This window comes from Asanoa siamensis (genome assembly GCF_016862555.1).
Lineage (GTDB): Bacteria > Actinomycetota > Actinomycetes > Mycobacteriales > Micromonosporaceae > Asanoa > Asanoa siamensis.
In genome coordinates this window covers 90,902-114,147 of record NZ_BONE01000019.1, presented here as the reverse complement: position 1 = coordinate 114,147, position 23,246 = coordinate 90,902, and the positions used below count along the sequence as shown (strand labels likewise).

Below are 23,246 nucleotides of genomic sequence, written 5' to 3'. Positions count from 1 at the left end.
GTTCGTACGCCAGAATGTCGAGGGCCGCGCGGAGCGGCCGCCTCGGGGTCGTAGCCCAATTGGCAGGAGGCAAACGGTTTAGGTCCGTTCCAGTGCGGGTTCGAGTCCCGCCGACCCCACAAATCCCTGCCCAGACCCTGTCCGCTGCGCGGCCAGGGTCTGGGTGGGGATTTGTCATTCCGATACCGGGGGCGACCCCCGGAGACCCCACGGTCCGGTGGGCGCGGTTCGTGGTGTGCGAGGTCGGACCCAACGTGCCGTTGGGTCCGAGCTCGCCCGTGGGCGCTCGTGACCGAGGGCGAGAGTCGCTCGCAGCATCCCTACGAGTGCGCGTCCGCTCGACGCTTCCACGTTGGACGAGGGGACTCTGCGGCGAGGTGGCAGCTGTCCGGCCGCCGCGGCAGGCGGACGAGCGTCGCGACGATGTGTTGCCCGGTTACCGACCTTGCTTCCAGAGGGGCGTGGTCAGCAGGTCGGTCTTCTCGATCGGTGGCAGACCGTCGTCGAGGCCGCGTAGGCGTCCGTAGATCTCCCGCATCTCGCCGCGATCCCGGATGTGCCGCATGCCGACAGCCTTCGTCAGAACCGTCAACGTGCTGGCCAGTGTTATTGACCCGACCGCAGCACCGCCATCACGTAATCGGCGCAGCCGTTGGATCTCACGAGTGGCGTCCTGTGCACCGCGGCCGTCGTCGATCAGGACGACAACGTCGGCACCTGCTTCGGCAGCGACGACAGCGTGCGCGATCACCATCGTTTCGCCAAGATCTTTCGACTGCTTCAGCCGAACGTCCATGCGCTGGCTGGTGATCCGGTTTACGGCCTGGGCGAGCTCGATGGTCGGGTCGTCTGCGAGGACCTCGATATAGGTAGGCGTCAGCTTCTTCCAGCTCACCGCTGCCGGGCGAAACCGGTCATCCTGACCTGCCTTGCGGAACACCTCCGCCTGTACGGATTCGGGAGCACTCAGCTTTCCGATCGTGGCGATTAGCAGCCGTTCCCTGTTGATCGACAAGAAGTTGAGGCTCGGACCGGCGTCGATGATGGGTCGCTGACTCATTCCGGCTCCGACGGGCCGGGGGACTCGTCGGCCGGGCCCAGTGCCTCGTCCAGAGCCGCCAGATCAACGTCGACGTCGGGCAGCTCCGCCGGATCCGCCCACCTCACCGGGTGCTCGGCAGGGAAGACGCCGGCTTCCTTCAGCTCGCGTGCGGCCTCGTCCGCGGAGATGCCGCGCAACGTCGCGATGGTCTGCGCGGGAAGTACGCCCTCCGCGTAGCCCCTCACCACCCGGGCCAGCAATCGCTGCGGGGCCCGCCGCCGGTCGGAGTCGGCCGCCAGCGCACGATATTGGTCACCCCAGCCGAAACGCACGGCCAGTTGCGGTGTGGTCGACTGCTTCCACTCGCGCTTCGTGGCGGCGTCGATGTAGCCCGCGTGTTCGAGAGCAATCGCCGCGATGGCCGGCGACACCAGGAACCGCTGGACGACAGCCGAAAGCCGGCCAAGATCCACAATCGTGGTGGGGCCGAGGAAGTCGCGCAGACCCCCCAGCGGCAGCAGCAGATGACGGGCGAAGGCATCGGCCCGGCTTTCGACAGGCGAACGCTCACTCCAATCGCCGTCGCCATTGTCGGCCCAGTCACCGAACACGACGTGACCGAGCTCGTGAGCCAGCGTGCTGCGCTGCCGCATCGGCCGCCGGGTCCGGGCCACACCGATGAATACAGCGCCGCGTTTCGGGTCACGCATCGTCATGCCGTGTTCATCGGGTCCCGCGTCGAGAACCGCGACATCGATGCTGGTTGTCTGCTCGATCAAGGCAACCAGGTCACCTATCGGCTGCGACCCCAGGTGGTTGTCTTCCCGGAACCTCTCGGCAGACCTTTGGCCTTCAGCTTCGGCGTTCACGGTGGTCGCCACTGTCAGATCGTGGCCGGGATGGCCTGCTCGTCAAGGTAATCGTCAAGCTCCAGGAACTGCAGCAGCGCCTGACGCATGTCTTCCATGCCCGAGCCGTTCGTGGCTCGTGCCGCGCACTCGACCCTGCTCGCCACCGTGCTGGCCCCCGTGAGCTGGGCAACGGTGCTGCCCGTCGCCCATGCGATCGCCACGATCTCCGGCAGCTTCGCCGCACGGTCTCCGTTGATGATCCGCGACAGCGTCGATTGCGAGATGCCCGTGGCGTCCGCCAACCCACGCTGGCTCAGCCCGGCAGACATGCGAGCTTGTTCGATCAGCACACCAAAGTCGATCTTGGCCATGCCCGTCACCCCCTAGACTGAATCATGATCGGGCCGTGTGATTCAGTCTAGATTATCGTGTAACGCGCCGCCATACGCTGGGCTCAGCCTCACGCGCCCAAACGGACGCAAACGCTCATACTGACGCAGTGCTGGCCTCGACCGCGGCAGACGACGCTGGGTGCATGCGATCGGCGACGGTCTGGTCTTCGAGGAGAGATCCCCTGTGCTGTAGCCAGCCTCGCGGCACGTGCGCGATGATCACGCTTCCACGGCTAGGAAGCCACTTGCCATTCCGATTTCGCGGGCGAACCCGGAGACCCCACGGTGTGGTGGGCGCGATTCGCGGTTTGCGTAACGTCAGGCATTGCACCCCAGCGCATCGGGAACTTTGGGGCACGTCAGCGACTTCGTGGGCGGCCCGTCGGCCATATCGCTTCCAGGCCGTGGTCGGTGGTGTAGAGCAGGTGTGGCCACAACTCAGGGGCGTGTTCCAGGTCGCGGCGTAGCGCGTGCAGACGAGCTGACCTCGCCGCCAGGAACGGTTGGGTGGTGAGCAAGCCCCTGAGATCCCCGAATCGCCAATCCGCACCCAGCAGCTTCCGCGCCCGGACCAGCAGCTGAACCTCATCGGCGGGAATCCTGTCCACATAGACGTCGGCGGTCGGCGGCAGGTCTGGCTCCCTGTCGGCCGGCAGTGCGAAACCGGAACGCAGCCACGCCTCGAACGTCGGGGCCGCGACGGTGAGGTCCACCTCGCCGAGGCTGCCCAGGTCGGCCCAGAAGACCGGGCCGCCGGCGGCATCGTAGCGGAGGAAGAATCCTCGGTCGCCCTCTTGGCCGATCATGAGGTAGCCAGGGAGCCAGCGGCCGATGTCGTACGTCGTGTTGCGCTCCAGCAGCGATTCCCGGCCGTACATGACCACTCCCTCGGTGACGACGTCCGATGCCAACCAACGCTGGTAAGCGCCATCCGTTCGGGAGATGAGCTGCTCCACCGCCGGCTCCTGTCTTTCGTCACATCGTCGCGGCAACCAGGATGACCGAGATGCCGATGATCAGGTCGACGACCGCGCACCATTCGGCGAGCGGCCGAGGGACCACCAGGTTTCGCCGGTGGTGCCACAGGTCCCAGCCGGCGTGGAAGATCCATCCGGCGGCCACCAGGTACTGACTCCACTGCGGCCCGGCGAGCACCGCGGCGCCCAGGAGGAGGAGATAGCCCAGCAGCTGGCCCAGCTGGGCCAGCAGGACCGGCCGTGGCCGCAAAGTGCGCCGGATCGCGCCGATCGCGAGGTAGCCGACCGGCAGGATCATCATCGCGTAGACCGGCACCGGCCGCGGGTCCACCAGGTTGTCCACAGTGGCTAGCAGGCCCAACACGCTCGGCCACCTGGCCAGCACCCGGGCCACGGTCCCGCGTCGGTCGGCGTCGACGTGCGGGGTGGCGCCGTACTCGGTGGTCCGGCGCAGCATCGCTAGGACCATGGCCGGCAGCATCAGCACGTGAGCGCCGATGAGGACGACCTCGCCCGCGAGAAGGCCCGCCCACCACGGGATCAGGAAGAGCAGGAACGGCGCGTACATCGCCGCGGTCATCTCGCCGATCGCGGCGTTGCTGTGGCCGCGATGCCACATCCACACCGCCACCGCGACGGACATGTTGGTGGCCATCACGAACGAGGCGACATCCGCCCGTACGGCCAGCGTCGCGGGCACCGGCCAGAGTGGACCGAGCACGAGTACGCCGACGATCATGGCCAGGACCATCTCGACGAAGTGACGGACGAGCGGGCGGGCGCCGGGTGTGACGGCTGTCGTTGTCATGCGGTCACTGTCGGGCGGCCCGCGCGCAACCGACCCGTGAACATTTCCCGGTCCGGGCGTGACGGGCGGCCACCTACAGTCAGCCCATGCAACGGCGTCTGGAACGCGTACGCGTGGTCACGCTGATCGTGCTCGCCACGAACGCGGCGGCGGCGTTGTTCCTGCCGGCCGTCGGGTTGTGGCGGGAGCCCGACCCGGCGCGGGCGGCGGTGGGCGCGCTCGGCATCGTGCTCTTCTCCGCGGCGCAGGCCGCGGTGCTGCACGCGCTGGTCACACCCTGGCTCACCGACCAAGCCCGGCGACGCGCGACCCTGGCGTTCGCGGTGGCCGCGGTCGCCTCGCTGCCGCTGCTGGGCCCGGTGGGTGGCGACTGGCCGAGCTGGTCGTGGCTGGCCGCCTGCATCGTCGGCAACCTGCCGGTGCTCACCGGCAAGCTCAGGGCGGCCCTGCTCAGCGCCGTGACGCTGGCGCTCGCGCTGGTGGTCACGCCCGGCTCGGTGATCCATTCACTGATCATCGTGGTCAGTTTCGGCGCCGGCATCGCGGCCATCAACACGCTGCACGTCTGGCTGTGGGATCTGCTGCTGCAGGCCGAGCAGGGCCGCGCGGCGCAGGCACAGCTCGCCGCCGCCGAGGAGCGGCTGCGGTTCGCCCGGGACGTGCACGACCTGCTCGGCCACAACCTGTCGATCATCGCGTTGAAGGCGGAGCTCGCGCAGCGGCTGGCCGCGACGGACGGTGAGCGGGCCGGGCGGGAGGCCGGGGAGGTACGCCGGCTGGCCGCGTCGGCGCTGGCCGAGCTGCGCGAGGTGGTGCACGGGTACCGCCAGGTGGACCTCAAGGAGCAGCTGGCCGCGATCGAGCAGGTGCTGCAGTCGTCCGGTGTGCGGTGCACGGTCACCGTGCCGGGCGACGACCTGCCGGCGGTCGCGGTGTTGTCCGCCGTGCTGCGCGAGGCCACCACCAACGTGTTGCGACACAGCCGGGCGAGCTGGTGCGCCATCGCGATCGCGCACGTCGATGGCGAGGTGCGCATGACGGTGACCAACGACGGCGTACGAGTCGGCGCCGCACCCGACGCCCACAGCCACGGCCTACGCGGCCTCGCGGACCGCCTCGCCGAGGCCGGCGGCACGCTGCGCACCCGTACGGGCGACGGTGAGTTCACGCTTGAGGCCGTCGTACCCTCGTCGATGTGATCCGAATCCTGCTCGCCGACGACGAGGAGCTCATCCGGGTCGCCGTCGCCGCCCTGCTCGACCTGGAGCCGGACCTGGACGTGGTGGCGCAGGCGGCGGACGGCCGCGCGGCGGTGGAGGCCGCCCGCGCCCACCGGCCCGACGTGGCGGTGGTCGACCTGCAGATGCCGGCGCTGGACGGCATCGCGGTGGCCGCGGAACTGCGGCGGACCGTGCCGTCGTGCACCGTGGTGATCCTGACCGGCCGGGGCCGCCCCGCCCAGCTGCCGCGGGCGCTCGCCGCCGGCGCCAAGGGCTTCCTGCCCAAGGGCTCCCCGGGCGGCGCGCTGGCCGACGTGATCCGGCGGGTCCACGCCGGCGGCCGGTACGTGGACCCCGCGCTGGCGGCGGACGCCCTGTCCCTCCCCGAGTGCCCGCTGACCCAGCGCGAGCTGGACGTGCTGCGATGCGGCGACCCGGACGTCCCGGTGACGGTCGTGGCCCGGCGGCTGAACCTGTCGCCGGGCACGGTCCGCAACCATCTCACGGCGATCGTCACGAAGCTGGCCGTCGCCAACCGCGCCGAGGCGGCCGCCAAAGCCCGCGACAACGGCTGGCTCTGATCTGACTTTCGCTGGTCGATACCGCAACGAGGCATGTGACGAGGGACAAAAGGTGAGATCGCTTTCTTGATCATCGCCGGTGTTGCTGCCAAGGTCGAGATGACCATGGCGCAGAGGTGCGATGACCAGCCCGACGCCGACCCGGAGGCGGGTGACCCGGACCGTCTCGTGCGCGCGGCGCGGGCGGGACGGCGTCGCGAGCGGTGGGCTTCCGCGAGCCGGCGCGGGGAACCAGGGCCGGTTGCGCGCCGCGATCCGGGAACTGGTGCTCGTCGTCGCGCTCTTTCTCGCGTACAAGATGGGGCGTCAGGTTGTCTCGGGGCATGTCGGCGAGGCCATGCGCAACGCCGCGTCGATCTGGCGGTGGGAACGCGGGCTGCATCTGCCGAGCGAACTGGCTGTCCAGCACGCGCTGCTCCGCCATGGCTGGCTCGTCGACGCGGCCAACAGCTACTACTACGCGTACGTCCACTTCCCCGCGACCGCCGCCGTGCTGGTCTGGCTCTACCTGCGCCGACCGCCGCTGTACCGGCGGACGCGGCGGATCTTGGCGTGGTTGACCGCGGTCGCGCTGCTCGCGCACGTGTCCTTTCCGCTCGCGCCGGGGCGACTCGTCCCCGCCACCGGGCTGGTCGACACCGGTGCCCTCTATGGGCCGAGCGTCTACGGGCCGCCGGGGACGGACACCTTGACCAACCAGTACGCCGCGATGCCGTCGCTGCACGTCGGTTGGGCGCTCGCCGTCGCGGTGGCGCTGGTCGCCGCGGCCGCGGCAGGTGGCGGTACCTGTGGCTCGCGCATCCGGTGGCCACCCTGCTGGTCGTGGTGTCGACCGGCAACCACTACTGGCTGGACGCGATCGTCGCGATGGTGGTGCTCGCGGTCGCTTCAGCCATCGTCGAGCGCTCCGAGGCCGCGCGGCTGCGGCATCGCCGGCTGTCGCCTCCGGGATCGCCAAGACAACGGGCCGGGTCCGCTCGGCGGCGCCACCCCGGGATCACGGCCACGTGTACGCGGAGCGGGCGTCCAGCGTCGCCATCGCCCGGACGCGGGATCGACCGGCCGAATTGATCACACTTTTGGACCGTCCAAACATTGGACTACTGGGCTAGGGTTTCCCCGTGTCCTTCGCTGCTCGGGCGGAGACGATGGGAGACCACGATGATCTGGACAGCCGGGTTTCGTACCGCGGTGATCGACCCCCATGGCCTGCTTCAGTTCGGCGAACCGCGGGGGTTCGCCGACCAGACGCTCAGCCAGCCGCTGCACATGGCGGGCGGTGGGGACGCGTTCCGCGTCCGTCTCACGAACCTGTACGGCCGGAGCCCGCTCACGATCGGCGCCGCGACGGCGAGCACCGGCGGCGGCCAGCGGGCCGTCACCTTCGGCGGCGCGGGGCGGGTCGTCGTCGCGCCGGGTGAGGAGATCGTCTCCGATCAGGTCGATCTCGCGGTGGCGGGCGGCAGCGACCTCGTCGTCAACCTTTACTTCCCCGACAAGACCGACCTGGCCACCTACTCCCACCGACCGGCGGAGATCGCGCGGATCGCGGGCGGCGACCGGACCCACTCGCACCGCCTCGCGGGGGCCGAACTGGTCGAGGGCAGGTATGTCGTCTCGGGCGTTGACGTGCCGGCACCCGACACCATGGTGGCCGCGGCCTTCGGGGACTCGTGGTTCGAGGGAGTCGGCACGACACCCGGCGCGAACCGCCGTTCCGTCGACTTCATCAACCGCCGCCTGGCGCAGGGCTGGGTCGTCAACCTCGGCATCGCCGGCAACCGCCTGCTCCGCGACGAGGTCGGCCCGCATGCGCTGGCGCGCTTCGACCGCGACGTCCTGCCGATACCCGCACTGACCCATGTGCTGGTCAACCTCGGCATCAACGACCTGGTCCTGCCGAGCGAACTCGGCGAAGCCCTGCCGACCGCGGGCGACCTGATCGCCGGCTACACCGCACTGGCCGGCCAGGCCCGGCAGGCGGGCCTGAGGATCGTCGTCGCCACCATCGGCCCCTTCGCGGGCGCCGGCCCCGACGCCCGTACGCCGGAGGTCATCGGCACGCGCCGCGAGGTCAACGAGTGGATCCGCACCGCGGGCGTGTTCGACGGTGTCTTCGACGTGGCGCGGGCGGTCGCGGACCCGGCCCGGCCCGACTACATCCGCCACGCCTACGACTCCGGGGACGGCATCCACCTCAACGACATCGGCGCGGAGGTCATGGCCGAGGCCCTCGACCTCCGCCACCTCACGCGCTGAGCGCACCAGGGCCGACGATGGTTGGATCGCCGCATGGGTGCGGTGGCCGAGCGGGCGTTCCGGCTCGATCGCGCCACCGGCGCGGTGCCGGCCGTCCTCTTCCGGCCCGCCCGCGTAGGCCGATCCGGCAAACTGGCCGGGTGAGTACGCGCGACGTGCCGGAGCGGATCGGCGACCTGCCTCCCATCGGGCGCCCGGCCAACAGCGCCCTGCTGGCCGCCGGCATCACGACCCTCGACCAGGTGGCCGCCCTCAGCCGGCGCGACCTGCTCGCCATGCACGGCGTCGGGCCCAAGGCGGTGCGCATCCTGGCCGCCGCGCTGGCCGGGCAGGGCCGCGGCTTCGCCGATTGACGCCAGCCGATCCTGAGTGGACGATGCGCGGATGCGCATTCTGGTGGTCGGTGGAAGCGGTCTGATCGGTGCCCACGTCGCGGACGTGCTGCGCGAGCGGGGCCACGTGGTGACCACCACGGCCCGCACGGCCCGGCCGGGCGTCGACCACCTGCTCGACCTCGGCGCGGCCACCGTCGAGGACATGCGGAAACTGCTCGAGGGCCACGGCGGCGTCGTGTACGCGGCCCGCACCGACGAGCAACGCCCGCTGCCCAAGCCGATCTACCCGACGTTCCGCGCGGACCTGGTCGACCCGGTGGTGCGTCTGTTCACGGCAGCCCGCCAGGAGGGTCTGACCCGCGGCGTCATCATGGGCTCCTACTACACCTACTTCGACCGCCTGCACCCGGAATGGCGGCTCACGGAGCGGCACATTTACATCCGCTGCCGGAAGGAGCAGGCCGCCGAGGGCCGGGCGGCGGCCGGGCCGGACCTGCCGGTCGCGGTGATCGAACTGCCCTTCGTCTTCGGCCGCGCCGGCGACCGCTGCCGAACTGGGCCGGCCCGCTCGACCGGTGGGCCCGTTCCCGGACCCCGCTGCTCGCCCCGCCCGGCGGCTCGGCGGTCGTGTCGGTGCGCAGCGTGGCCGACCTGACGGTCGACGCGCTCGAGCAGGCCGGCGGCGCCGACCTCCCGATCGCCGACGAGAACCTGACGTGGCACGAGATGCTGACCCGGATCGCGGCCGCGGTGGGCCGCCCCCGTCCGGTCCGCCGCCTGCCGGCCGCCGCGGTGCACGCCGCCCTGCGTACCGGTGGCGCTCTGCAGTCCCTGCGCGGCAAGGAATCGGGCGCCAACCCGAGCCATCTCGCGCCGCTGATGCTGGCGGACGAGTTCGTCGAGCCGACCACCGGCCGCTCGGTCGACGACGCCATCCGCGCGACCTTCTCCAGGTGAAGAGGGCCGGCGTCCACAGAGGACGCCGGCCCCCGGACCTACTCGGCCAGCGGCCAGTGGCCCCAGTCGAGCTTGGTGCTCGTGGCGGTCAGGGCGACCGACTCGCGGCGGTCGGCGGTGTTCGTCTGGAACACCAGCGAAGCCGTCGCCGTGATGTTGGGCAGGATGGGCAGGAAACGCACCGTGACGGTGCAGGTGGCGTGCGGGGCGATCGTGTGGCCCGCGCACCGGTCCCGCTCGACGAAGAACGGGTTGAGCAGCACCGGGTAGTGGGCCTGGACGGCGGTCGACGAGATCCGCAGCCCCTGGTCGCCGGTGTTGGTGACCGTCACGGTGCGCGACTGGCCGAGGGTGCCGACCGGCTGGGCGGTGAACACCGGCGTCTCCGCGGCGAACACCGGGCCGGCGGCGGGCGGCGGCCCGACCTGGATGGTCCTCGACGTGGTGATCGGCGCGAGCGAGGCGGCGTCGGTGTAGGGCCGCATCGAGTCGTTGGTCACCGTCACGGTCACCTGACCCTGCCGCAGCGCGGTCAGCGTACGCGTCGCCGGGTCGAGGATCGCCGACTTCTTCGCCTTGCGGGCGGCGGCCACGGCCGCGTCGCCGCTGCCGATCGCCAGGTTCGCCGACCCGCTCCAGTGCACCGACATCGGGTAGCGCAGCGGCACGACCCGCGAGCCGACCGAGACGCCGTCGGGCTGGACGATGCTGCCGGAGAGCTGCGTCGTCGTACCCAGGTCGAGGGCCTCCGGCGCGTTCAACGTGATCGACTGGGCGAAGGCGCGTACGTCGGCCGTCAGCCAGTTCCCACTCGCGTTCTCGGCGGCGTCGACCGCCCAGTTGACCCAGCCGGTGAAACCACCGCGGTCGGGCGTGCCGTACGGGCCCTTGCCCGACGACGGGTGCACGAGGTACGGGACGCCCTCGACCCGGTGCACGTTCGCGATCTGGGCGTGCGAGCCGAGCATCGCCGCGCCCTTGCCCGTCGCGCCCCGGAAGTCCGTCAGGAGCTTCTCCACCAGCGCGACCTCGTCGCGGTCGCCGAGCTGGCTGGACTTCGCGTCGTCCGGGTCGTCCACCGGGTGGTGGGCGGCCACGACCACGTTGCGGACGCTCGGGTCACGCCGGGCCTCGTCGAGCGCGCGCCGCATCATCGGGAGCTGGTCCCAGTTGGTGCCGCGCAGCGTGCCGAGCGAGCTGGCCAGCAGGATGAACCGCGTGCCCTTGTGGTCGAACGTCCGGTACGGCTGGCCGAACTCCTTGACGAAGTTGGTCAGGTCCGACTGGGTGTTGTTCAGGCCGTACGACTCGTGGTTGCCGGGCACGTAGTAGCAGGGCACCCGGTCCGGCGTGGGCTGCGCGGTGGGCTCCTGGCCGACCGCGACCAGGTCGCAGCCCGCGTCGGTGAGCACCTGCTTGGCCAGCGCCAGGTCCTGCGGCAGGCCCCGGTCGGTGATGTCGCCGTTGAGGATGACGAGGTCGGGCCGGGTCTGCTTGATCCGCTGCAGCGCGGCCGTGGCGACCTGGGTCAGGTTCGGGTTGTCCGCGGTGAACTGCACGTCCGACATCGACGCGAAGTGCCAGCCGCCGGGCAGCGAGCCGTCAGGAGACACGAGCCGGTCCGGCCGCAGGTCCGGCTGCTCCGGCAGGTCGATCGAGCTGGGCACGTCGGCCTCGATGCGGTTGAGGACGAACGTACCCGCCTTCTGCTGGGCCACCGCGGTGTTGATGCCCTGGAAGCTGGACATCGTGATCGGGAAGACCGTGTCGGCTGGCAGCGTGAACGTGGCGAACTGCCAGTCGTCGCTGGGCACCAGCGCGGTGCCGTACGTACCCGAAGCCTTGCCGTTGCCGTCGTAGTAGCCGAGGTAGGTCAGCCCGCTCGGCACCGCGATGCTCGACTTCATCCGGACGCGGACCCGCAGCGGCTGGCCCGGCACGGTGACGCGGCCGGCGGCCGACGTGGCGGAGATGCCGACGTTCCGCATGGCGGCGAAGTCGACCCGCAGCCCCTCGGCGTCCTTGCTGAAGGTGGTCGCGGCGGTGCTGTTGTTCCGCCAGCGGGCCAGGACGTCGTCGGTGAACTCGTACGCGGTCACGGTCTGCACGCCGACGGTGATAGGCAATTGGATCGCAGCGCCGCCCACCGAGACGGTCAGCACCGTGCCGCCGGCCTTGAGCGGCACCACCTTCAGCTTGCCGCCGACCGGCTGGATGTCGGCGACGCTGTGGTCGTAGTCCAGCGTCAGGTCGGCCGGGTCGACCGGGGCGGTGTAGCCCTGGTCGTCGCGACCGGTCACCGCCACGGTGGCCGCCTGTGCGGGCGTCGCCTCGGCGATGGAGAGGCGGTTCGTGGACAGTTCGACGGTGTCGAGCGGGCGGAGCACCTGGACCGTGGTCTGGGCGGAGACGCGGCCGACGGACGCGGAGACCGTGACCGGGCCGCGGGCCGGCGCCGTGAGCACACCGTTCTTCGCGCCGCGCCACTTCACCGACTTCGCGTCGACCGCGACCGGGGTCTGGTGGTCGTCGACACCCTGCGCCACCAGCGCGCGGCGCAGGCCCGGGAAGACCTTGGCGTCCGCGCCGCCGATCACGAGCTCGTGCAGCTTGCCGTCGCCGGGTGCGACGAAGACGCCGACGCCGTTCGGGTCGTTGCGCTCGTGACCGTCGGAGGGCACGTTGCGGACGGTCGCGTCGGTCTCACCGAGCGCGCGGGCGACCATCGTGGTCGAGCCGCCGCCGTCGAGGTTGACCGCGGTCGCGACGCCGAGGGCCACCAGGTCGCGGGCCTCCTTGTCGATGCCGACGCCGCCCTTGCCGGTGCCGCCCGGGCCGTCCCAGGTGGCGAGCACGAGGGTACGGCCGCCGTCCTTGAAGCCCAGCGCCGTACGCGGTGCGATCGAGGTGTCGAGGCCGGCCACGACCTTGCCGTCGGCGACGACCGTGCTGCCCTGGCCGAGCGCGAACTTCATGGTCTTGGCCGCGTCGTCCGAGAGCGCGTAGTCGAGCGTGACCGGGTCGCCGGGCCGCAGCGCACGCAGCGCGTCGGCGGCGGCGTCGCGGCCGACCAGCGAGAACCCGTCGGCGGGCAGCTCACCGGCGCCGGCCGGGCCGGTCGGTGTGACCGTGACGACCTTGCCGCCCGCCACGACGACCTCGGCGATCCGGCTCGGGTCCACGCCGCCGAACGAGCGGTTGCGGGTGAAGGTGCCCCAGGCCGAGGTGTACGCGATCAGGCCGTCGACGGGCACGCCGCCACCGTTCGCCGCGTTGATGGCGAGGACCTTGTGCGGCGCGCCGGCGAAGGTGGCGCTCGCGTCGACGGCGAGGTCGACGAGCTGGGCGATGCCGGCCTTGCTGACGCCGACGTGCTGGCGCCCGCCGATGTCGGCGGTCTTGCGCAGCTGCCCGTTCTGGATCTCACCGCCGAGCGCGGCGTTGCTGTTGCCGATGTCGAAGAACTCGCCGTTGACACCCGCGACGGCACCGGCCTTGTTGGCGGCGGCGCTGAGCGGCCCGCCGGACGCGACGGGGCCGGCGGTCAGCAGGTCGGTGCTGACGGCCTTGTTGGCGAGGTCGATGGTCAGGAACTGGGCGTCGTACCAGCCCTTGGTGTCCAGCGCCTTGACATGCTGGAGGTCGATACCGGGACCGATCCGCTCGCGCGTGTCGATCAGCGGCAGCCCACCGGTGACGGGCGCCGGCGCGGCACCGGGATCGGCGCTCGCACCGGCCGGCGCCGCCACGAGCGTGACGGCCGTGGCCACCACAGCCACCCAGGGCGCGACTATTCGTGATTTCAAGGTCAGGATCCCCACGTCGTACGACACATCACGCCCGAAGCTAGAGATCGCGCCCGAATCCCGGATGAACCCGGGACGACGAGGAAGCCGCCGATACCTGACTAATACAGCTACCTGGGGACGTTGCTGTCGACCATGCCGCGGGTCCAGGTCAGGCCGGCTGTCCAGGTGGCGGCGCGGAGGTGGTCCAGAAAGACGTCGACGCGGCCCGCGATGCGGGTCAGGGCCGTCGGGCCGAGCAGCGGGACCACCGCGTCGCGAGTGCGGGCCAGGACGTACGGGCGGGTCGGGCCCGTGATCGCCCGGACCGGGGCCGGGCTCTGGTCGAAGTGCGTGAGCAGGACCGGGACGATCAGCTCCGCCGTCATCGCCGACCACGCCGGGTTGGTGAACAGGCCGCGATGGGTGAGGGCGCGCAGCGCGCAGCCCTGCCCGGTCAGGCGGGCCGCGACGAGGCTCGCGCCTGTGTCGAACCGGTAGACGCCGATGAGCTGGCGGACCCGGATCGCGCGTACGTCGTCCATGGGAGTCCCGTTCATGGTGCGTCGCTACCGCGGAGGCCGGACACCGTTTCCGGTGCCCGGCCCAGCCGCAGCGGTAGTGCTCAAATCGTGACTAGCGGGTGACGACGACCCGAACCGAGTCGAACGCGGGAATCTGGTTGGCGCGCACCATCATCGGGATGCGGTGCGAACCGTCACCGGCCCACGCGGCGCACTGCGCCACGCCGGTCGCGGCCAGGCCCGGCACGGTCACGGTCACGGTGTCCGGGGTGGCGCCGCCGCCGCCGTCCTCGACCGCCTTGAAGAAGGCCGGCACCGGCGCCGGGTCCTGAGCGCCACGGCCGCTCAGCAGACGGCACGCCATGTGGAAGTGACCGCGCTGCAGGCCTTCCTCGGTCAGCTTCGAGGACTCCTTGTAGTAGCCACCCGCGCCGGCCGGCAGGAACCGGTCACGAACCAGGTTGCGGGTGCTGACCTGGATGTCGAACGCGGTGTTGACCCGAACCCGGCCGGGCGCCCGGCTGATCAGCAGCGTCGGGTTGTCCTCGACCGCGCCGACCTCGCCGAACTCGGTGCTGACGCAGCGGGGGCCGTTCTGGAAGCCGTCGTGCGCCTGGAACTCGGTGCCCTCACAGGTGTTGCCGAGGGACTCCGGCAGGGTGGGCGGCGCGGCCGGCGAGCTGGTGGTCGTCGGCGTGGTGCCCGGCGTGGTGGTCGGCGCGGTGCCGCCGCCGTTGTTACCGCCGTTGTTACCGCCGTTCGAACCACCGTTGCTGCCACCGTTCGAACCACCGGTGGAGCTGGTCGGCGTGCTGGCCGGGCGGCAACGCTCGTTGTTGCGGTCGTTGTTCCGCCGGCGCTGCTGCTCCTGCGCCCGCGCCGCGGCCGACGCGGTCGCGGCCGCCTCGGCGGCAGCCGTGGGGTCGACCGGAGGGGCGTCACCCGTGGTGCCGTCACCGGCAGCGCCGGCGACCTCACCGGGAGGGGCGTCCGCCGGCGGCGTCGCGTTCGGGTCCTGCTCGGTGCTGTGGTCGTGAGCGGCGGCGGGAGCGGCCGCGGACGGCGGACACACCGGCAGGCTGTTGTTGTTCCTGCCGCGCCAGCTACCCGCGAGCGACACCTGCGTGACAGCTACGAGGCCGGCGAAGACCGCCACCGTCGCGAACACGGCGATGAAGCGCCGGTTCTTGCGGGGGGCCTGCCTGGTTCTGGTCATTCCGTGTCACCTTCCATGTGGACACACACCGTTGCGGTTGTATTCAGGGGTTACCGAGGACGTGCTACGCGAAGGACGGTGATGGTGCCGGCGACTGCCGCGGCACCGAGCACCAGCCAGATCACGGTCGGAGAGACGCCGCTCCGGATGTAGCCTGCGGCGGCCACGGGAACGTCGGCGGGCTCCGGCGGGAGCGGGATGTGCTGCCAGTCGACCAGGCTCGTGCTCTCGAGCAGAGTCAAGTGGGTACTGACGAACTGGTTGGACTGCTGCGCCAGTTCGCGTACGAGGTCGTTGCGGGTGCCGGCGCGGACGAAGGCGATGGCGGAATAGACCTTGCCGTGCGCCACGCGCAGCCGGTCGACGAAGATCTGGTCGAACTCGTCGCCCTCCGCGTCCTTCATCTCCTCGAGCCAGAACTTCTGGTCGTTGTTCGGCTCGTTGGGGATCTGGATGCCGAGGCGCTGGGCGGCCAGCACGTCGAGCTTGTCGAGCACCGCGTGCTGATCGGCGATCATCCGCCCGATCTCCTTGACGCGCGGGTTCTTGCCCTTCTCGACCGCCATCTCGCCGGCGGGCTGCTCCCACAGGCCGGCCAGTCGCACCTTGATGACCAGGTCGACATCGGACGGCCCGATCGGCCCGTACTTGCCGTTCTGGGCGATGGCCACGTCCGGCGGCACCGGGACGGGGAACTTCTCCTTGTCCGGCCCGGGCGACGGTGCGAGGTAGGTCAGCCTGCTGGTGTCCTGCAGTGCGGTCATCGCGGCCATGTGCTTGGCGTGGTTGAGGTCCCAGGTGGTCTGGGCCATCGCGGCCATGTGCTCGCGGTGGCTCATGCCGGCGACGTGACCGGGGTGGCTCATCGCTCCCGCGGCCGGCGCCTCCTGCTGGCCGATCGCCAGCGCGGCCGAAGCCGGCACCAACGCCACCAACGACGCCAACGCGACCACTCGCGCACCCAACCCGACCAGCCGGCGGACTTCCACCTTCACTCCTCCATGTCGGCGGCCGCAGCCGCACCCTGGACACGAAGGAAGACGATAAACGCCTGTCAATTAGAGAAGGCTTAAGTGAAGGAACCCCTAGGCCACGTTTAAAGCAAATTTATAGTTCGCGAACCGACCGTCCGGCAGCCGTTCCGCAGCGTGTTGGGCACCGAAAAGTACCCCCGAAACGGGCGACCACACCAGATTGACAATTCGACGCTCCGCACCATACTTGCGTTGTCCCCACTTCCCGCCACAAGCAACGGAGGAAGCACTGTGCGCAATGCGCAGGACAGCGTCCACCTCGTCGCGGCGACGGTCGGGTTCGCGTCGCTCTTCCTGTTGTGGCTGGCTGTCCTCTGGGGACTCATGCTCCGCAACGGCTGGGCGCAGAGCCGGATCAAGCACGCCACGGTCTACGGCATCCACTCGACCGTCGCGTTGATCGGCCTGATCCTCGGCATCGTGCACGGGTTCACGCAGCTCGCGGGGCCGATGGGGACGGTCAGGCTCGTCGACGTGCTCGTGCCGTTCACCAACCCGTACGACCCGATCGGCATCGGCGTCGGGGTCATCTCGCTGGAGCTCTTCGTGGCCTGCACCCTCTCGGTGCTGATCCAGAAGAAGATGGGCTACACCCGGTGGCGCGCGTTCCACGTCTTCAACTACGTGGCCTACATGCTCCTGGTCGCGCACGTGCTGATGTCCGGCTCGGACATCGCCGCGGCGGAGCGGTGGGGCCCGGTCCTCGGCTCCTTCGTCATCACGGTGCTGCTGTGGATCACCACGACGCCGATGTGGCAGAACTGGCGACAGGAGTCGGCAACCAAGCGCAACGGGGCCGCCGGCGTCGGTGACGAGCTGCTGGTCAACGTGGACGGCAACCGCTGCGCCCGGTTCGGGTTCTGCGAGCACGAGGCGCCGAAGGTGTTCGCCCTCCGGGGTGACGGCCGCCTGGCCTACAAGGCGACCGTGCCGCCCAACCTGGCCAATGACGTGATCAGAGCCGTGGAGGTGTGTCCGGCCCGGGCGATCCAGCTCAACCGGACCGCGACCACGGTGGTTACCCAGAAGAACATCGATGAGCCGGCCGAGCAGCCGTTGACCGGCCCCACACGGATTCCGGCGGGCTCGGGCGCCGGTCCACGTCGACGTAGCAGGGGAGACCGATGACGCGGCGGATCAGGCGCGCGGACTACGGCCGGATTCTGATCGTCGGGACGGGACGCGCAGGCGTCGCCGCGGCCGAAGAGTTGCGCCGCCAGGGGTTCCCGGGCGAGATCGCGATGGTCGGAGCGGAGAAGGAAGGCCCGTACGACCGTCCGTCGTGCTCCAAGGGCATCCTCACCGGCCACAAGCGCCCGCAGGACACCCGGATGCCGTTCCACGACGAGGACCTGACCTGGTACCTCGGCCGGACGGCGGTCGACATCGACCCGGACAACCACAGGGTGGAGACCGACACGGGCGAGTCCTTCGCGTACGACGGCCTGGTCATCGCGACCGGCTCGTCGCCCAGCATGCCGCGCTGGGCCAAGGAGCCGGGCGTGCACCTGCTGCACAACCTGGAGCACGCCTGGGCGCTGCGCCGGGCGCTGCGCGACGCCGAGCGGGTCATCATCGTCGGCGGTGGCATCACCGGCAGCGAGGTCGCCAGCGCCGTCCGCTCGATGGCCCGCAACTGCGTGGTCATCGACTCGAAGCAGCAGGTCATGGCCCGTGCGCTGGGCGAGGAGATCGGCGGCCACGTCACCGACGTGATGCGCGAGGAGGGCGTCGACTTCCGCCTCGGCCACCGGGTCGCCTCCGCCAGCCGGTTCAAGAACGGCTGGATGGTGCAGCTCGACGACGGCGAGAACCTGGTCGGTGACGTGGTGGTCGCGACCACCGGCGGCCGTCCCGACACCGGCTGGCTGGAGAACGCGGGCATCGACGTGTCCAACGGCGTCGTCTGCGACCCGAGCCTGCGGGTCGTCGGCCTCGACGACGTCGTGGCCTGCGGCGCGGTCGCGACCTGGCCGAATCTGCGCTACGGGCCCTCCCTGCGCAAGGCCGAGCACTGGATCAGCTCCCTGGAGCAGGGCCGTGGTGCGGCCCGCACGCTGCTCGCCGAGGACGGCGAGCCCGGCCCGGTGACGGTCATCCCCCGGTTCTGGACCGAGCAGTGGGGCCTGCGCATCCAGGTCTGCGGCGAGCTCGTCCCCGACGGCGAGGTGTCGATCAGCGAGCTGAAGCGGCACCGGCGCGACAAGGCACGGTCCGGTGTGGTCGTCGGCTACCACCGCGACGACCGGATGGTCGGGCTGGTGTCGGTCAACGCGGCCCACGCGTTCACCTCGCTGGCCCGGGCGATGATCGCGACGCCGCTGCCGCCCATGCAGGCCGTCCCGCTGCCGCTGCGCACGGACGTCCCGGAGCGTCAGGAGTTCCTGGAGCGCCAGGAAATCGCCGAGCCGGCTCCGCGCCGCCTCGCGTCGGTGGCCTGATCGCGACCATCTGAATTGCATAGATCACAGTCAGCCACTTAAGTAAGAATAAACGAAGAAATAAGGTCGGCCGGAGCGGTTCGCTCCGGCCGACCTGCTATTTGCGTCAGTGGTGCCCATGGTGGTAATAGTCGCCGCGCCGCCACCACATCGCGGCGAACATCGTGACGAACATCAGCACGTGGCCGCCCATCATCAGGGCGTGACCGTCGATCCCGCCGAGGAAATACGGCACCAGCAGCACGACGAACGGCGCGTACATCGCGGCGACCATCTCGAGCGTCCGCGGCCAGGGGTGGCGACGGATGGTCATCCAGACCGCCATGCCGATCGACATGTTGGTCGCCATCACCAGCGTGCCCGGCGCGTCGTGGCCGGTCAGGCTGTCCGGCCAGAGCGGGTCGAGCGCGAACATGCCGACCAGCATCGAGACGACCATCTCGAGGTAGTGGAGGGCGAAGCGGAGGTGGTCCCGGCGCGTGGCGGTCATCGCGGTGTCCCCTTTGGAGGCGGTCATGGACTCATCCTCCCGAGGCGGCCCGGCCCGCGTCAGGTGCCGAAGGTCATGGTCGGGGTCATGCCCGCGTCACGCCAGCAGGCCCAGGGCACGGGCGCGCAGCGCGGCCTGGGTGCGGTCGCGGGCGCCGAGCTTGCCGAGCACGTTGGTCACGTGGTTCTTGACGGTGCCCTCCGCGAGGAAGAGCGCGGCGGCGATCTCCCTGTTGCTGCGGCCGTCCGCGAGCAACCGGACCACCTCCAGCTCCCGGTCGGACAGCGGCACCACGAGCGGCTGCGGTCGCGATGCGATGGGTTCGGGCGGCAGCGCCGCGATCCGGGCCACCACCTTGGCCGCGACGGAGGGTTGCAGCACCGACTCGCCGCGGGCCGCCGCCAGCACCGCCTCGACGAGTCGCGCCGACGAGACGTCCTTGAGCAGGTAGCCCACCGCACCCGCGCGCAGCGCCGCGAACACGTCCTCGTCGTCGTCGAACGTGGTCAGGGCGATCACCCGTACGCCGGGATGCTCGACCCGCAACCGGCGGGTGGCCGTGATGCCGTCCAGCACCGGCATCCGCAGGTCCATCAGCACCACGTCGGGCGCCTCGGCGGCGACCCGGGTGAGCGCCTCGGCGCCGTCGCCGGCCTCCCCCACGACGTCGATGTCGGCGTGCACGCCGAGCAGCACGGCCAGCGCTTCGCGGAACAGGGCCTGGTCATCGACGAGCAGCACGCGTACGGTCATCCGGGCACCTCGACGCGCAGCGTGGAACCCTTGCCCGGCACCGATTCCAGGCTCATCCGGCCGCCGAGGTGCGCGGCCCGCTCGCGGACGCCGAGCAGGCCGAAGCCCGCTCCCTCCCGCGCGGTGCCGCTGCCGTCGTCGTGCACCTCGAGCCGCACGTCGGTGGGGCGCGAGTAGTCGAGCGTCAGGGCGGCCCGGCCGGCGCCGGCATGCCTACGGACGTTGGTCAGGCCCTCCTGGGCCGCGCGGAAAAGCGACTCGGTGGCCTCCTCCCCCAGCGTCCGCACCGGCCCGGTGACCGTCACGTCGGTGGGCACGCCCGCGGCGGAGGTCTCGGCGGCCAGTTCCTTCAGGGCCTCCGGCAACGGCAGCGCCGGTTGGCGTTCGCGCAGCGCACCGACGGACCGGCGGACCTCGCGCAGCGCCTCCTCCGCCTGGTCCTGCGCCTTGGCCAGCACGTCGTCGGCCCGCTCCGGCTGGCTGGCCAGCACGGCTCGGGCCGCCTTGATCTGCATCTGCACCACGGTCAGCGCGTGCCCGAGGCCGTCGTGGATGTCGCGGGCAACCCGGTTGCGCTCCTGCGCCGCGGCGAGCCGCTCCGCCTGCAGCGCGTACTCCCGAAGCTGTTTTCTGGCGGTCTGCTCCCGGACCAGCAGCTTGGTCAGGACCGCGGCGAAGACGGCGGCCGCGAGCAGGCCGAGGCCCTCGCGCAGCCCCTCGGCGAAGGCCATGCCCGCGTGGAAGAACGGCACCAGCGCGACCACGACGACCACCGCGGGCACCGGCAGCAGCAGGGTGGCCTGGCTCACCAGCACGACCAGCAGCAGGGTGGCGCCGACGGAGGCACCGGAGATGGTGAAGACCGCGCCGCCGAGCAGGAACAGCGCGATGACGTAGGCGTAGCGCGGCCAGCGTTCGGGACGGCGCTCGACCGGACCGATGCCGAACGTCGCGGCGAGCAGGAACGCGACGGCCGGCCCGAGCGAGACGGCGGGACCATGCGCGGCGACGACGTCGACCACGAGGGTGACGAACGCCGCCGCGGTCAACGCCGCCAAGGCCCGCTTCACGCCCACCACTCTCGGCTCTCAGCGGAAACTCAGCAACCCTGGGCGATCCTGCCTGCGACATTCCCACGTACTCCGGAGACGCACATGATCACGGCTGCTCGGCTCGGGAAGCGCTACGGCGACAAAGTCGCCGTGGACGACCTCAGCTTCGAGGTGAGGCCCGGCACGGTCACCGGCTTCCTCGGCCCCAACGGCGCCGGCAAGTCGACCACCATGCGGCTGATGCTCGACCTCGACCGCGGCACCGGCGAGACCCGCTTCGACGGGCGCCGGTTCGAGACGATCCGGCACCCGATGCGCGAGATCGGCGCGGTGCTGGAGGCGAAGGCCTTCCACCCGACCCGGACGGCCCGCAACCACCTGCGCATGCTCGCGGCCGGCAGCGGGATCCCCGCTACGCGGGTCGACGAGGTGCTCGAGTTCGTCGGCATCGCCGAGGTCGCGCGCCGCAAGCCCAAGGGCTTCTCGCTCGGCATGGCGCAGCGGCTCGGCCTGGCGCAGGCGCTGCTCGGCGACCCGGCGACGCTGATCCTCGACGAGCCGGCCAACGGCCTCGACCCGCACGGCATCCACTGGCTGCGCGACGTGCTGCGGGCGCTGGCGGCGGAGGGGCGCACCATCTTCGTGTCGAGCCATCTGCTCTCCGAGATGTCGCTGATGGCCGACGAGCTCGTGGTCGTGGGGCGCGGCCGGATGATCTACAACGGCGGGGTCGACGGGTTCGTGCGGTCGTTCACACAGTCCACTGTGCTCGTGCGTACGCCATCGGTCTCCATGCTCGTCGACGCGTTGCGGGCGGTCCCCGGGATATCCGTGTCTGCCGAGGGGGCGGACGGGGTGCGGGTCAGCGGCGCCTCCTCGGCCACGGTCGGAGACGTCGCCTTCGCCGCGGGGGTACGGGTGCACGAGCTGTCGACGACGACCGCCTCGCTGGAGACGGCGTTCATGACGGCGACCGGCGCTGCCGAGGAGTACGTGGCGCAGGCGCCCGCTGGCGGTGGGGAATGACCGACGCGCTGCGGTTCGAATGGGTGCGGCTGCGTACGCTGCGGTCCACGTACTGGCTGATCGGTTCGGCTCTGCTGCTCAACGCGGTGATCGCGGTGTTGATCGCCTGGCTGGAACCCGACGACCCGGGCCGCGACCTGATGGTGGCCGCGGTGACCGGCGGCGGCGCGAACCTGCCGGTGCCGATGGCGGTGGTCTTCCTGGCGGTGCTGGGCGTGCTGGCGTCGGGGCACGAGTACCGCTACGGCACGATCCAGCCGACGCTGACGTCGGTGCCGCGCCGCCTGCGGCTGTTCTCGGCCAAATTGCTCGTCGTCGGCGCGACGGGCCTGGTCGTGACCTTCTTGTCCATTGTGGTCAACGTCGGGGTGACGCGGTTCTTCTGGTCGTCGCTTCCTCTGGCCGATCCGACGGTCGCCGGGTACCTGTTGCTGGGCGGGCTGTGGTCGGTGCTCGGGGTCGCGTTGGGCCAGTTGCTGCGCGGCGTGCCGGGCGCGTTGGTGGTGCTGCTCGTGACGCCGATGATCGTCGAACAGCTCATCTTCCGACTGTCGTACGCGCCGGCTCTGGACTGGTTGCTCCCGGCGGTGAAGTTCCTGCCGTTCACGGCGGGCTTGCAGTTGGTCAGCGCGGCGGGCGAGGCGTCGGGCGGGTTGGCGTCGGAGGTGGGCCTGTTCTCCCGGTGGCCGTCGGGGGTGGTGTTCGCGGTGTTCGTCGCTGTCACGGTTGTGGGTGCCGGGGTGCTGTTCCGTCGTCGGGACGCGTGACCGGGTCGGCCTTCGCTATTTTGCGGCCTCGTGCCGTGGTGTAGAGGACGGCGGCCGCTGCGGTTGCCCAGAGGAGGTAGGCGTACGGGCGGGTGTCACGCATCTGTTGACCACCGATCTCGTACGCGACGACGGCTTGCCGCCAGACGACCGCCGCGGCGACGAGTGGGGTGGTGAGGAGCAGCGCTGTCCACCATGGTCGGAGGTCGGTGGTCTTGGCTGTCCGGCGTCTCCACACGAGGAAGGCGACGGCGGTGGTGGCCGCGGCGAGGATCCAGGATGATCCGGTTATCGCGAGGACGGTGTCGAGCGGTGTGGCGAGTTCGACGAGGACGGCGAGGAAGCCGAGCGGGGGTATGTCGGGGGTGCTGTGGGTGACGACCATGACGCGGTCTTCGTACTTAGCGCCGACCATCAGCAGATCGACCAGGGTGAGGACGGCACAGGCGCGCATGCCAACCATGACGAGCCGTGCCGCAGAGGACCTGGTGGGCGACGCGTTCATGCGCTCATGAATAGCAGTCACGGTTCGGCGGGCGGGCAGGGGTGACGGGTGGGCTTGACCTCACGGGTACCGCTCCGGCCCGACCGTGCGGCTCCGGCCTCGGCGAAACCCGGTCAGGCGAGGCACTTCGGTGTGGTCCGATGTGGCGGAGTGCCGGACCGTTCCCGTGGCGGGATGTGTGACGCTGGCTTGACCGACCGCGGCGGTAACGGTGCATCCCGACGGTCCACC

At 70.8% G+C, this 23,246-nt stretch carries 24 protein-coding genes, 1 tRNA gene and 1 pseudogene; 13 read left to right on the top strand and 13 right to left on the bottom strand.

Annotated elements, in window-relative coordinates:
* The first annotated feature begins 44 nt into the window (after positions 1–44).
* Positions 45–119 (top strand) — tRNA-Leu (locus Asi02nite_RS14140).
* A gap of 317 nt (positions 120–436) precedes the next feature.
* On the opposite strand, the gene Asi02nite_RS14135 is transcribed toward Asi02nite_RS14140, so the two are convergent.
* The 5 genes from Asi02nite_RS14135 to Asi02nite_RS14115 all read right to left on the bottom strand — a co-directional run bounded on the left by Asi02nite_RS14135 (position 437) and on the right by Asi02nite_RS14115 (position 4,070).
* Positions 437–1,060, bottom strand: coding sequence for a PIN domain-containing protein (locus tag Asi02nite_RS14135; RefSeq protein WP_203713176.1), 624 nt, complete (start codon positions 1,058–1,060; stop codon positions 437–439).
* A complete protein-coding gene (locus tag Asi02nite_RS14130; RefSeq protein WP_239126707.1) occupies positions 1,057–1,923 on the bottom strand; it encodes an ImmA/IrrE family metallo-endopeptidase in 867 nt (288 codons plus the stop codon). Before Asi02nite_RS14130 ends, Asi02nite_RS14135 begins: the two co-directional genes overlap by 4 nt.
* A gap of 2 nt (positions 1,924–1,925) precedes the next feature.
* Entirely contained in the window at positions 1,926–2,264 is a 339-nt protein-coding gene (locus Asi02nite_RS14125) for a helix-turn-helix domain-containing protein (RefSeq protein ID WP_203713174.1), read from the bottom strand.
* Between the two features lie 380 nt (positions 2,265–2,644).
* Positions 2,645–3,241 carry a hypothetical protein gene (locus Asi02nite_RS14120; RefSeq protein WP_203713172.1) on the bottom strand — a complete coding sequence of 199 codons (597 nt, stop codon included), beginning with the start codon at positions 3,239–3,241 and terminating at the stop codon, positions 2,645–2,647.
* Between the two features lie 19 nt (positions 3,242–3,260).
* Positions 3,261–4,070, bottom strand: a complete 810-nt coding sequence (locus tag Asi02nite_RS14115; protein ID WP_203713170.1) for a hypothetical protein — start codon at positions 4,068–4,070, stop codon at positions 3,261–3,263.
* 86 nt (positions 4,071–4,156) lie between these two features.
* Here Asi02nite_RS14115 and Asi02nite_RS14110 point away from each other — a divergent pair, with 86 nt between their 5' ends.
* From Asi02nite_RS14110 to Asi02nite_RS41595, 8 genes and pseudogenes are all read left to right on the top strand, one after another.
* Positions 4,157–5,269, top strand: a complete 1,113-nt coding sequence (locus Asi02nite_RS14110; protein ID WP_203713168.1) for a sensor histidine kinase — start codon at positions 4,157–4,159, stop codon at positions 5,267–5,269.
* The gene (locus tag Asi02nite_RS14105) at positions 5,266–5,871 is read left to right on the top strand and encodes a response regulator transcription factor (protein ID WP_203713166.1); all 606 of its coding nucleotides are present in this window, start codon (positions 5,266–5,268) and stop codon (positions 5,869–5,871) included. The genes Asi02nite_RS14110 and Asi02nite_RS14105 overlap by 4 nt, the downstream gene beginning before the upstream one ends.
* A 121-nt stretch (positions 5,872–5,992) precedes the next feature.
* A pseudogene (locus Asi02nite_RS42750) lies at positions 5,993–6,577 on the top strand (phosphatase PAP2 family protein); the annotation flags it as partial.
* A gap of 98 nt (positions 6,578–6,675) precedes the next feature.
* Positions 6,676–6,942 (top strand): hypothetical protein, encoded by a 267-nt coding sequence (locus tag Asi02nite_RS42745; protein ID WP_373312259.1) that lies wholly within the window; start codon positions 6,676–6,678, stop codon positions 6,940–6,942.
* A 120-nt stretch (positions 6,943–7,062) separates the two neighbouring features.
* Positions 7,063–8,130 carry a GDSL-type esterase/lipase family protein gene (locus tag Asi02nite_RS14095; protein ID WP_203713164.1) on the top strand — a complete coding sequence of 356 codons (1,068 nt, stop codon included), beginning with the start codon at positions 7,063–7,065 and terminating at the stop codon, positions 8,128–8,130.
* Positions 8,131–8,270: 140 nt separating this feature from the next.
* Entirely contained in the window at positions 8,271–8,483 is a 213-nt protein-coding gene (locus tag Asi02nite_RS14090) for a helix-hairpin-helix domain-containing protein (RefSeq protein WP_203713162.1), read from the top strand.
* A gap of 31 nt (positions 8,484–8,514) precedes the next feature.
* Positions 8,515–9,120 (top strand): NAD-dependent epimerase/dehydratase family protein, encoded by a 606-nt coding sequence (locus Asi02nite_RS14085; RefSeq protein WP_239126706.1) that lies wholly within the window; start codon positions 8,515–8,517, stop codon positions 9,118–9,120.
* Positions 9,108–9,422: a hypothetical protein gene (locus tag Asi02nite_RS41595; RefSeq protein WP_239126705.1), complete on the top strand. Its 315-nt coding sequence runs from the start codon at positions 9,108–9,110 to the stop codon at positions 9,420–9,422. The genes Asi02nite_RS14085 and Asi02nite_RS41595 overlap by 13 nt, the downstream gene beginning before the upstream one ends.
* A 38-nt stretch (positions 9,423–9,460) precedes the next feature.
* On the opposite strand, the gene Asi02nite_RS14080 is transcribed toward Asi02nite_RS41595, so the two are convergent.
* From Asi02nite_RS14080 to Asi02nite_RS14065, 4 genes are all read right to left on the bottom strand, one after another.
* On the bottom strand, positions 9,461–13,192 hold the full coding sequence (locus Asi02nite_RS14080; RefSeq protein WP_203713161.1) for a phosphodiester glycosidase family protein: 3,732 nt from the start codon (positions 13,190–13,192) through the stop codon (positions 9,461–9,463).
* 146 nt (positions 13,193–13,338) lie between these two features.
* Entirely contained in the window at positions 13,339–13,767 is a 429-nt protein-coding gene (locus Asi02nite_RS14075; protein WP_203713156.1) for a hypothetical protein, read from the bottom strand.
* A 76-nt stretch (positions 13,768–13,843) separates the two neighbouring features.
* Positions 13,844–14,947: a Pecanex-like protein 1 gene (locus Asi02nite_RS14070; RefSeq protein WP_203713154.1), complete on the bottom strand. Its 1,104-nt coding sequence runs from the start codon at positions 14,945–14,947 to the stop codon at positions 13,844–13,846.
* Positions 14,948–14,997: 50 nt separating this feature from the next.
* Positions 14,998–15,936 carry a DUF4142 domain-containing protein gene (locus Asi02nite_RS14065; protein WP_239126704.1) on the bottom strand — a complete coding sequence of 313 codons (939 nt, stop codon included), beginning with the start codon at positions 15,934–15,936 and terminating at the stop codon, positions 14,998–15,000.
* A 276-nt stretch (positions 15,937–16,212) separates the two neighbouring features.
* Between Asi02nite_RS14065 and Asi02nite_RS14060 the strand changes: the two genes are divergently transcribed.
* Entirely contained in the window at positions 16,213–17,109 is an 897-nt protein-coding gene (locus tag Asi02nite_RS14060; RefSeq protein ID WP_203713152.1) for a ferredoxin, read from the top strand.
* Positions 17,106–18,422, top strand: a complete 1,317-nt coding sequence (locus Asi02nite_RS14055) for an NAD(P)/FAD-dependent oxidoreductase (protein ID WP_203713150.1) — start codon at positions 17,106–17,108, stop codon at positions 18,420–18,422. The genes Asi02nite_RS14060 and Asi02nite_RS14055 overlap by 4 nt, the downstream gene beginning before the upstream one ends.
* Positions 18,423–18,528: 106 nt before the next feature.
* Here the strand turns inward: Asi02nite_RS14055 and Asi02nite_RS14050 are convergent, their stop codons facing one another.
* The 3 genes from Asi02nite_RS14050 to Asi02nite_RS14040 all read right to left on the bottom strand — a co-directional run bounded on the left by Asi02nite_RS14050 (position 18,529) and on the right by Asi02nite_RS14040 (position 20,735).
* Positions 18,529–18,939: a hypothetical protein gene (locus tag Asi02nite_RS14050; RefSeq protein ID WP_203713148.1), complete on the bottom strand. Its 411-nt coding sequence runs from the start codon at positions 18,937–18,939 to the stop codon at positions 18,529–18,531.
* A 69-nt stretch (positions 18,940–19,008) separates the two neighbouring features.
* Positions 19,009–19,665 carry a response regulator gene (locus Asi02nite_RS14045; protein ID WP_203713146.1) on the bottom strand — a complete coding sequence of 219 codons (657 nt, stop codon included), beginning with the start codon at positions 19,663–19,665 and terminating at the stop codon, positions 19,009–19,011.
* Positions 19,662–20,735, bottom strand: a complete 1,074-nt coding sequence (locus tag Asi02nite_RS14040) for a sensor histidine kinase (RefSeq protein ID WP_203713144.1) — start codon at positions 20,733–20,735, stop codon at positions 19,662–19,664. The genes Asi02nite_RS14045 and Asi02nite_RS14040 overlap by 4 nt, the downstream gene beginning before the upstream one ends.
* 84 nt (positions 20,736–20,819) lie before the next feature.
* Between Asi02nite_RS14040 and Asi02nite_RS14035 the strand changes: the two genes are divergently transcribed.
* Both Asi02nite_RS14035 and Asi02nite_RS14030 read left to right on the top strand, forming a co-directional pair.
* Positions 20,820–21,743, top strand: a complete 924-nt coding sequence (locus Asi02nite_RS14035) for an ATP-binding cassette domain-containing protein (RefSeq protein ID WP_203713142.1) — start codon at positions 20,820–20,822, stop codon at positions 21,741–21,743.
* Positions 21,740–22,510, top strand: a complete 771-nt coding sequence (locus Asi02nite_RS14030) for a hypothetical protein (RefSeq protein WP_203713140.1) — start codon at positions 21,740–21,742, stop codon at positions 22,508–22,510. Before Asi02nite_RS14035 ends, Asi02nite_RS14030 begins: the two co-directional genes overlap by 4 nt.
* Here the strand turns inward: Asi02nite_RS14030 and Asi02nite_RS14025 are convergent.
* Positions 22,464–22,964, bottom strand: a complete 501-nt coding sequence (locus Asi02nite_RS14025; protein ID WP_203713138.1) for a hypothetical protein — start codon at positions 22,962–22,964, stop codon at positions 22,464–22,466. The two genes, Asi02nite_RS14030 and Asi02nite_RS14025, sit on opposite strands and share 47 nt — an antisense overlap.
* Between the last annotated feature and the right edge of the window lie 282 nt (positions 22,965–23,246).

Coding starts and splice junctions, on each gene's coding strand:
- Asi02nite_RS14055 (WP_203713150.1), top strand. CDS start 17,106: ATGACGCGGCGGATCAGGCGCGCGGACTACGGCCGGATTCTGATCGTC.
- Asi02nite_RS14050 (WP_203713148.1), bottom strand. CDS start 18,939: ATGACCGCCTCCAAAGGGGACACCGCGATGACCGCCACGCGCCGGGAC.
- Asi02nite_RS14085 (WP_239126706.1), top strand. CDS start 8,515: ATGCGCATTCTGGTGGTCGGTGGAAGCGGTCTGATCGGTGCCCACGTC.
- Asi02nite_RS14125 (WP_203713174.1), bottom strand. CDS start 2,264: ATGGCCAAGATCGACTTTGGTGTGCTGATCGAACAAGCTCGCATGTCT.
- Asi02nite_RS14045 (WP_203713146.1), bottom strand. CDS start 19,665: ATGACCGTACGCGTGCTGCTCGTCGATGACCAGGCCCTGTTCCGCGAA.
- Asi02nite_RS14110 (WP_203713168.1), top strand. CDS start 4,157: ATGCAACGGCGTCTGGAACGCGTACGCGTGGTCACGCTGATCGTGCTC.
- Asi02nite_RS14115 (WP_203713170.1), bottom strand. CDS start 4,070: ATGACAACGACAGCCGTCACACCCGGCGCCCGCCCGCTCGTCCGTCAC.
- Asi02nite_RS14135 (WP_203713176.1), bottom strand. CDS start 1,060: ATGAGTCAGCGACCCATCATCGACGCCGGTCCGAGCCTCAACTTCTTG.
- Asi02nite_RS14030 (WP_203713140.1), top strand. CDS start 21,740: ATGACCGACGCGCTGCGGTTCGAATGGGTGCGGCTGCGTACGCTGCGG.
- Asi02nite_RS14075 (WP_203713156.1), bottom strand. CDS start 13,767: ATGAACGGGACTCCCATGGACGACGTACGCGCGATCCGGGTCCGCCAG.
- Asi02nite_RS14025 (WP_203713138.1), bottom strand. CDS start 22,964: ATGCGCGCCTGTGCCGTCCTCACCCTGGTCGATCTGCTGATGGTCGGC.
- Asi02nite_RS14070 (WP_203713154.1), bottom strand. CDS start 14,947: ATGACCAGAACCAGGCAGGCCCCCCGCAAGAACCGGCGCTTCATCGCC.
- Asi02nite_RS14035 (WP_203713142.1), top strand. CDS start 20,820: ATGATCACGGCTGCTCGGCTCGGGAAGCGCTACGGCGACAAAGTCGCC.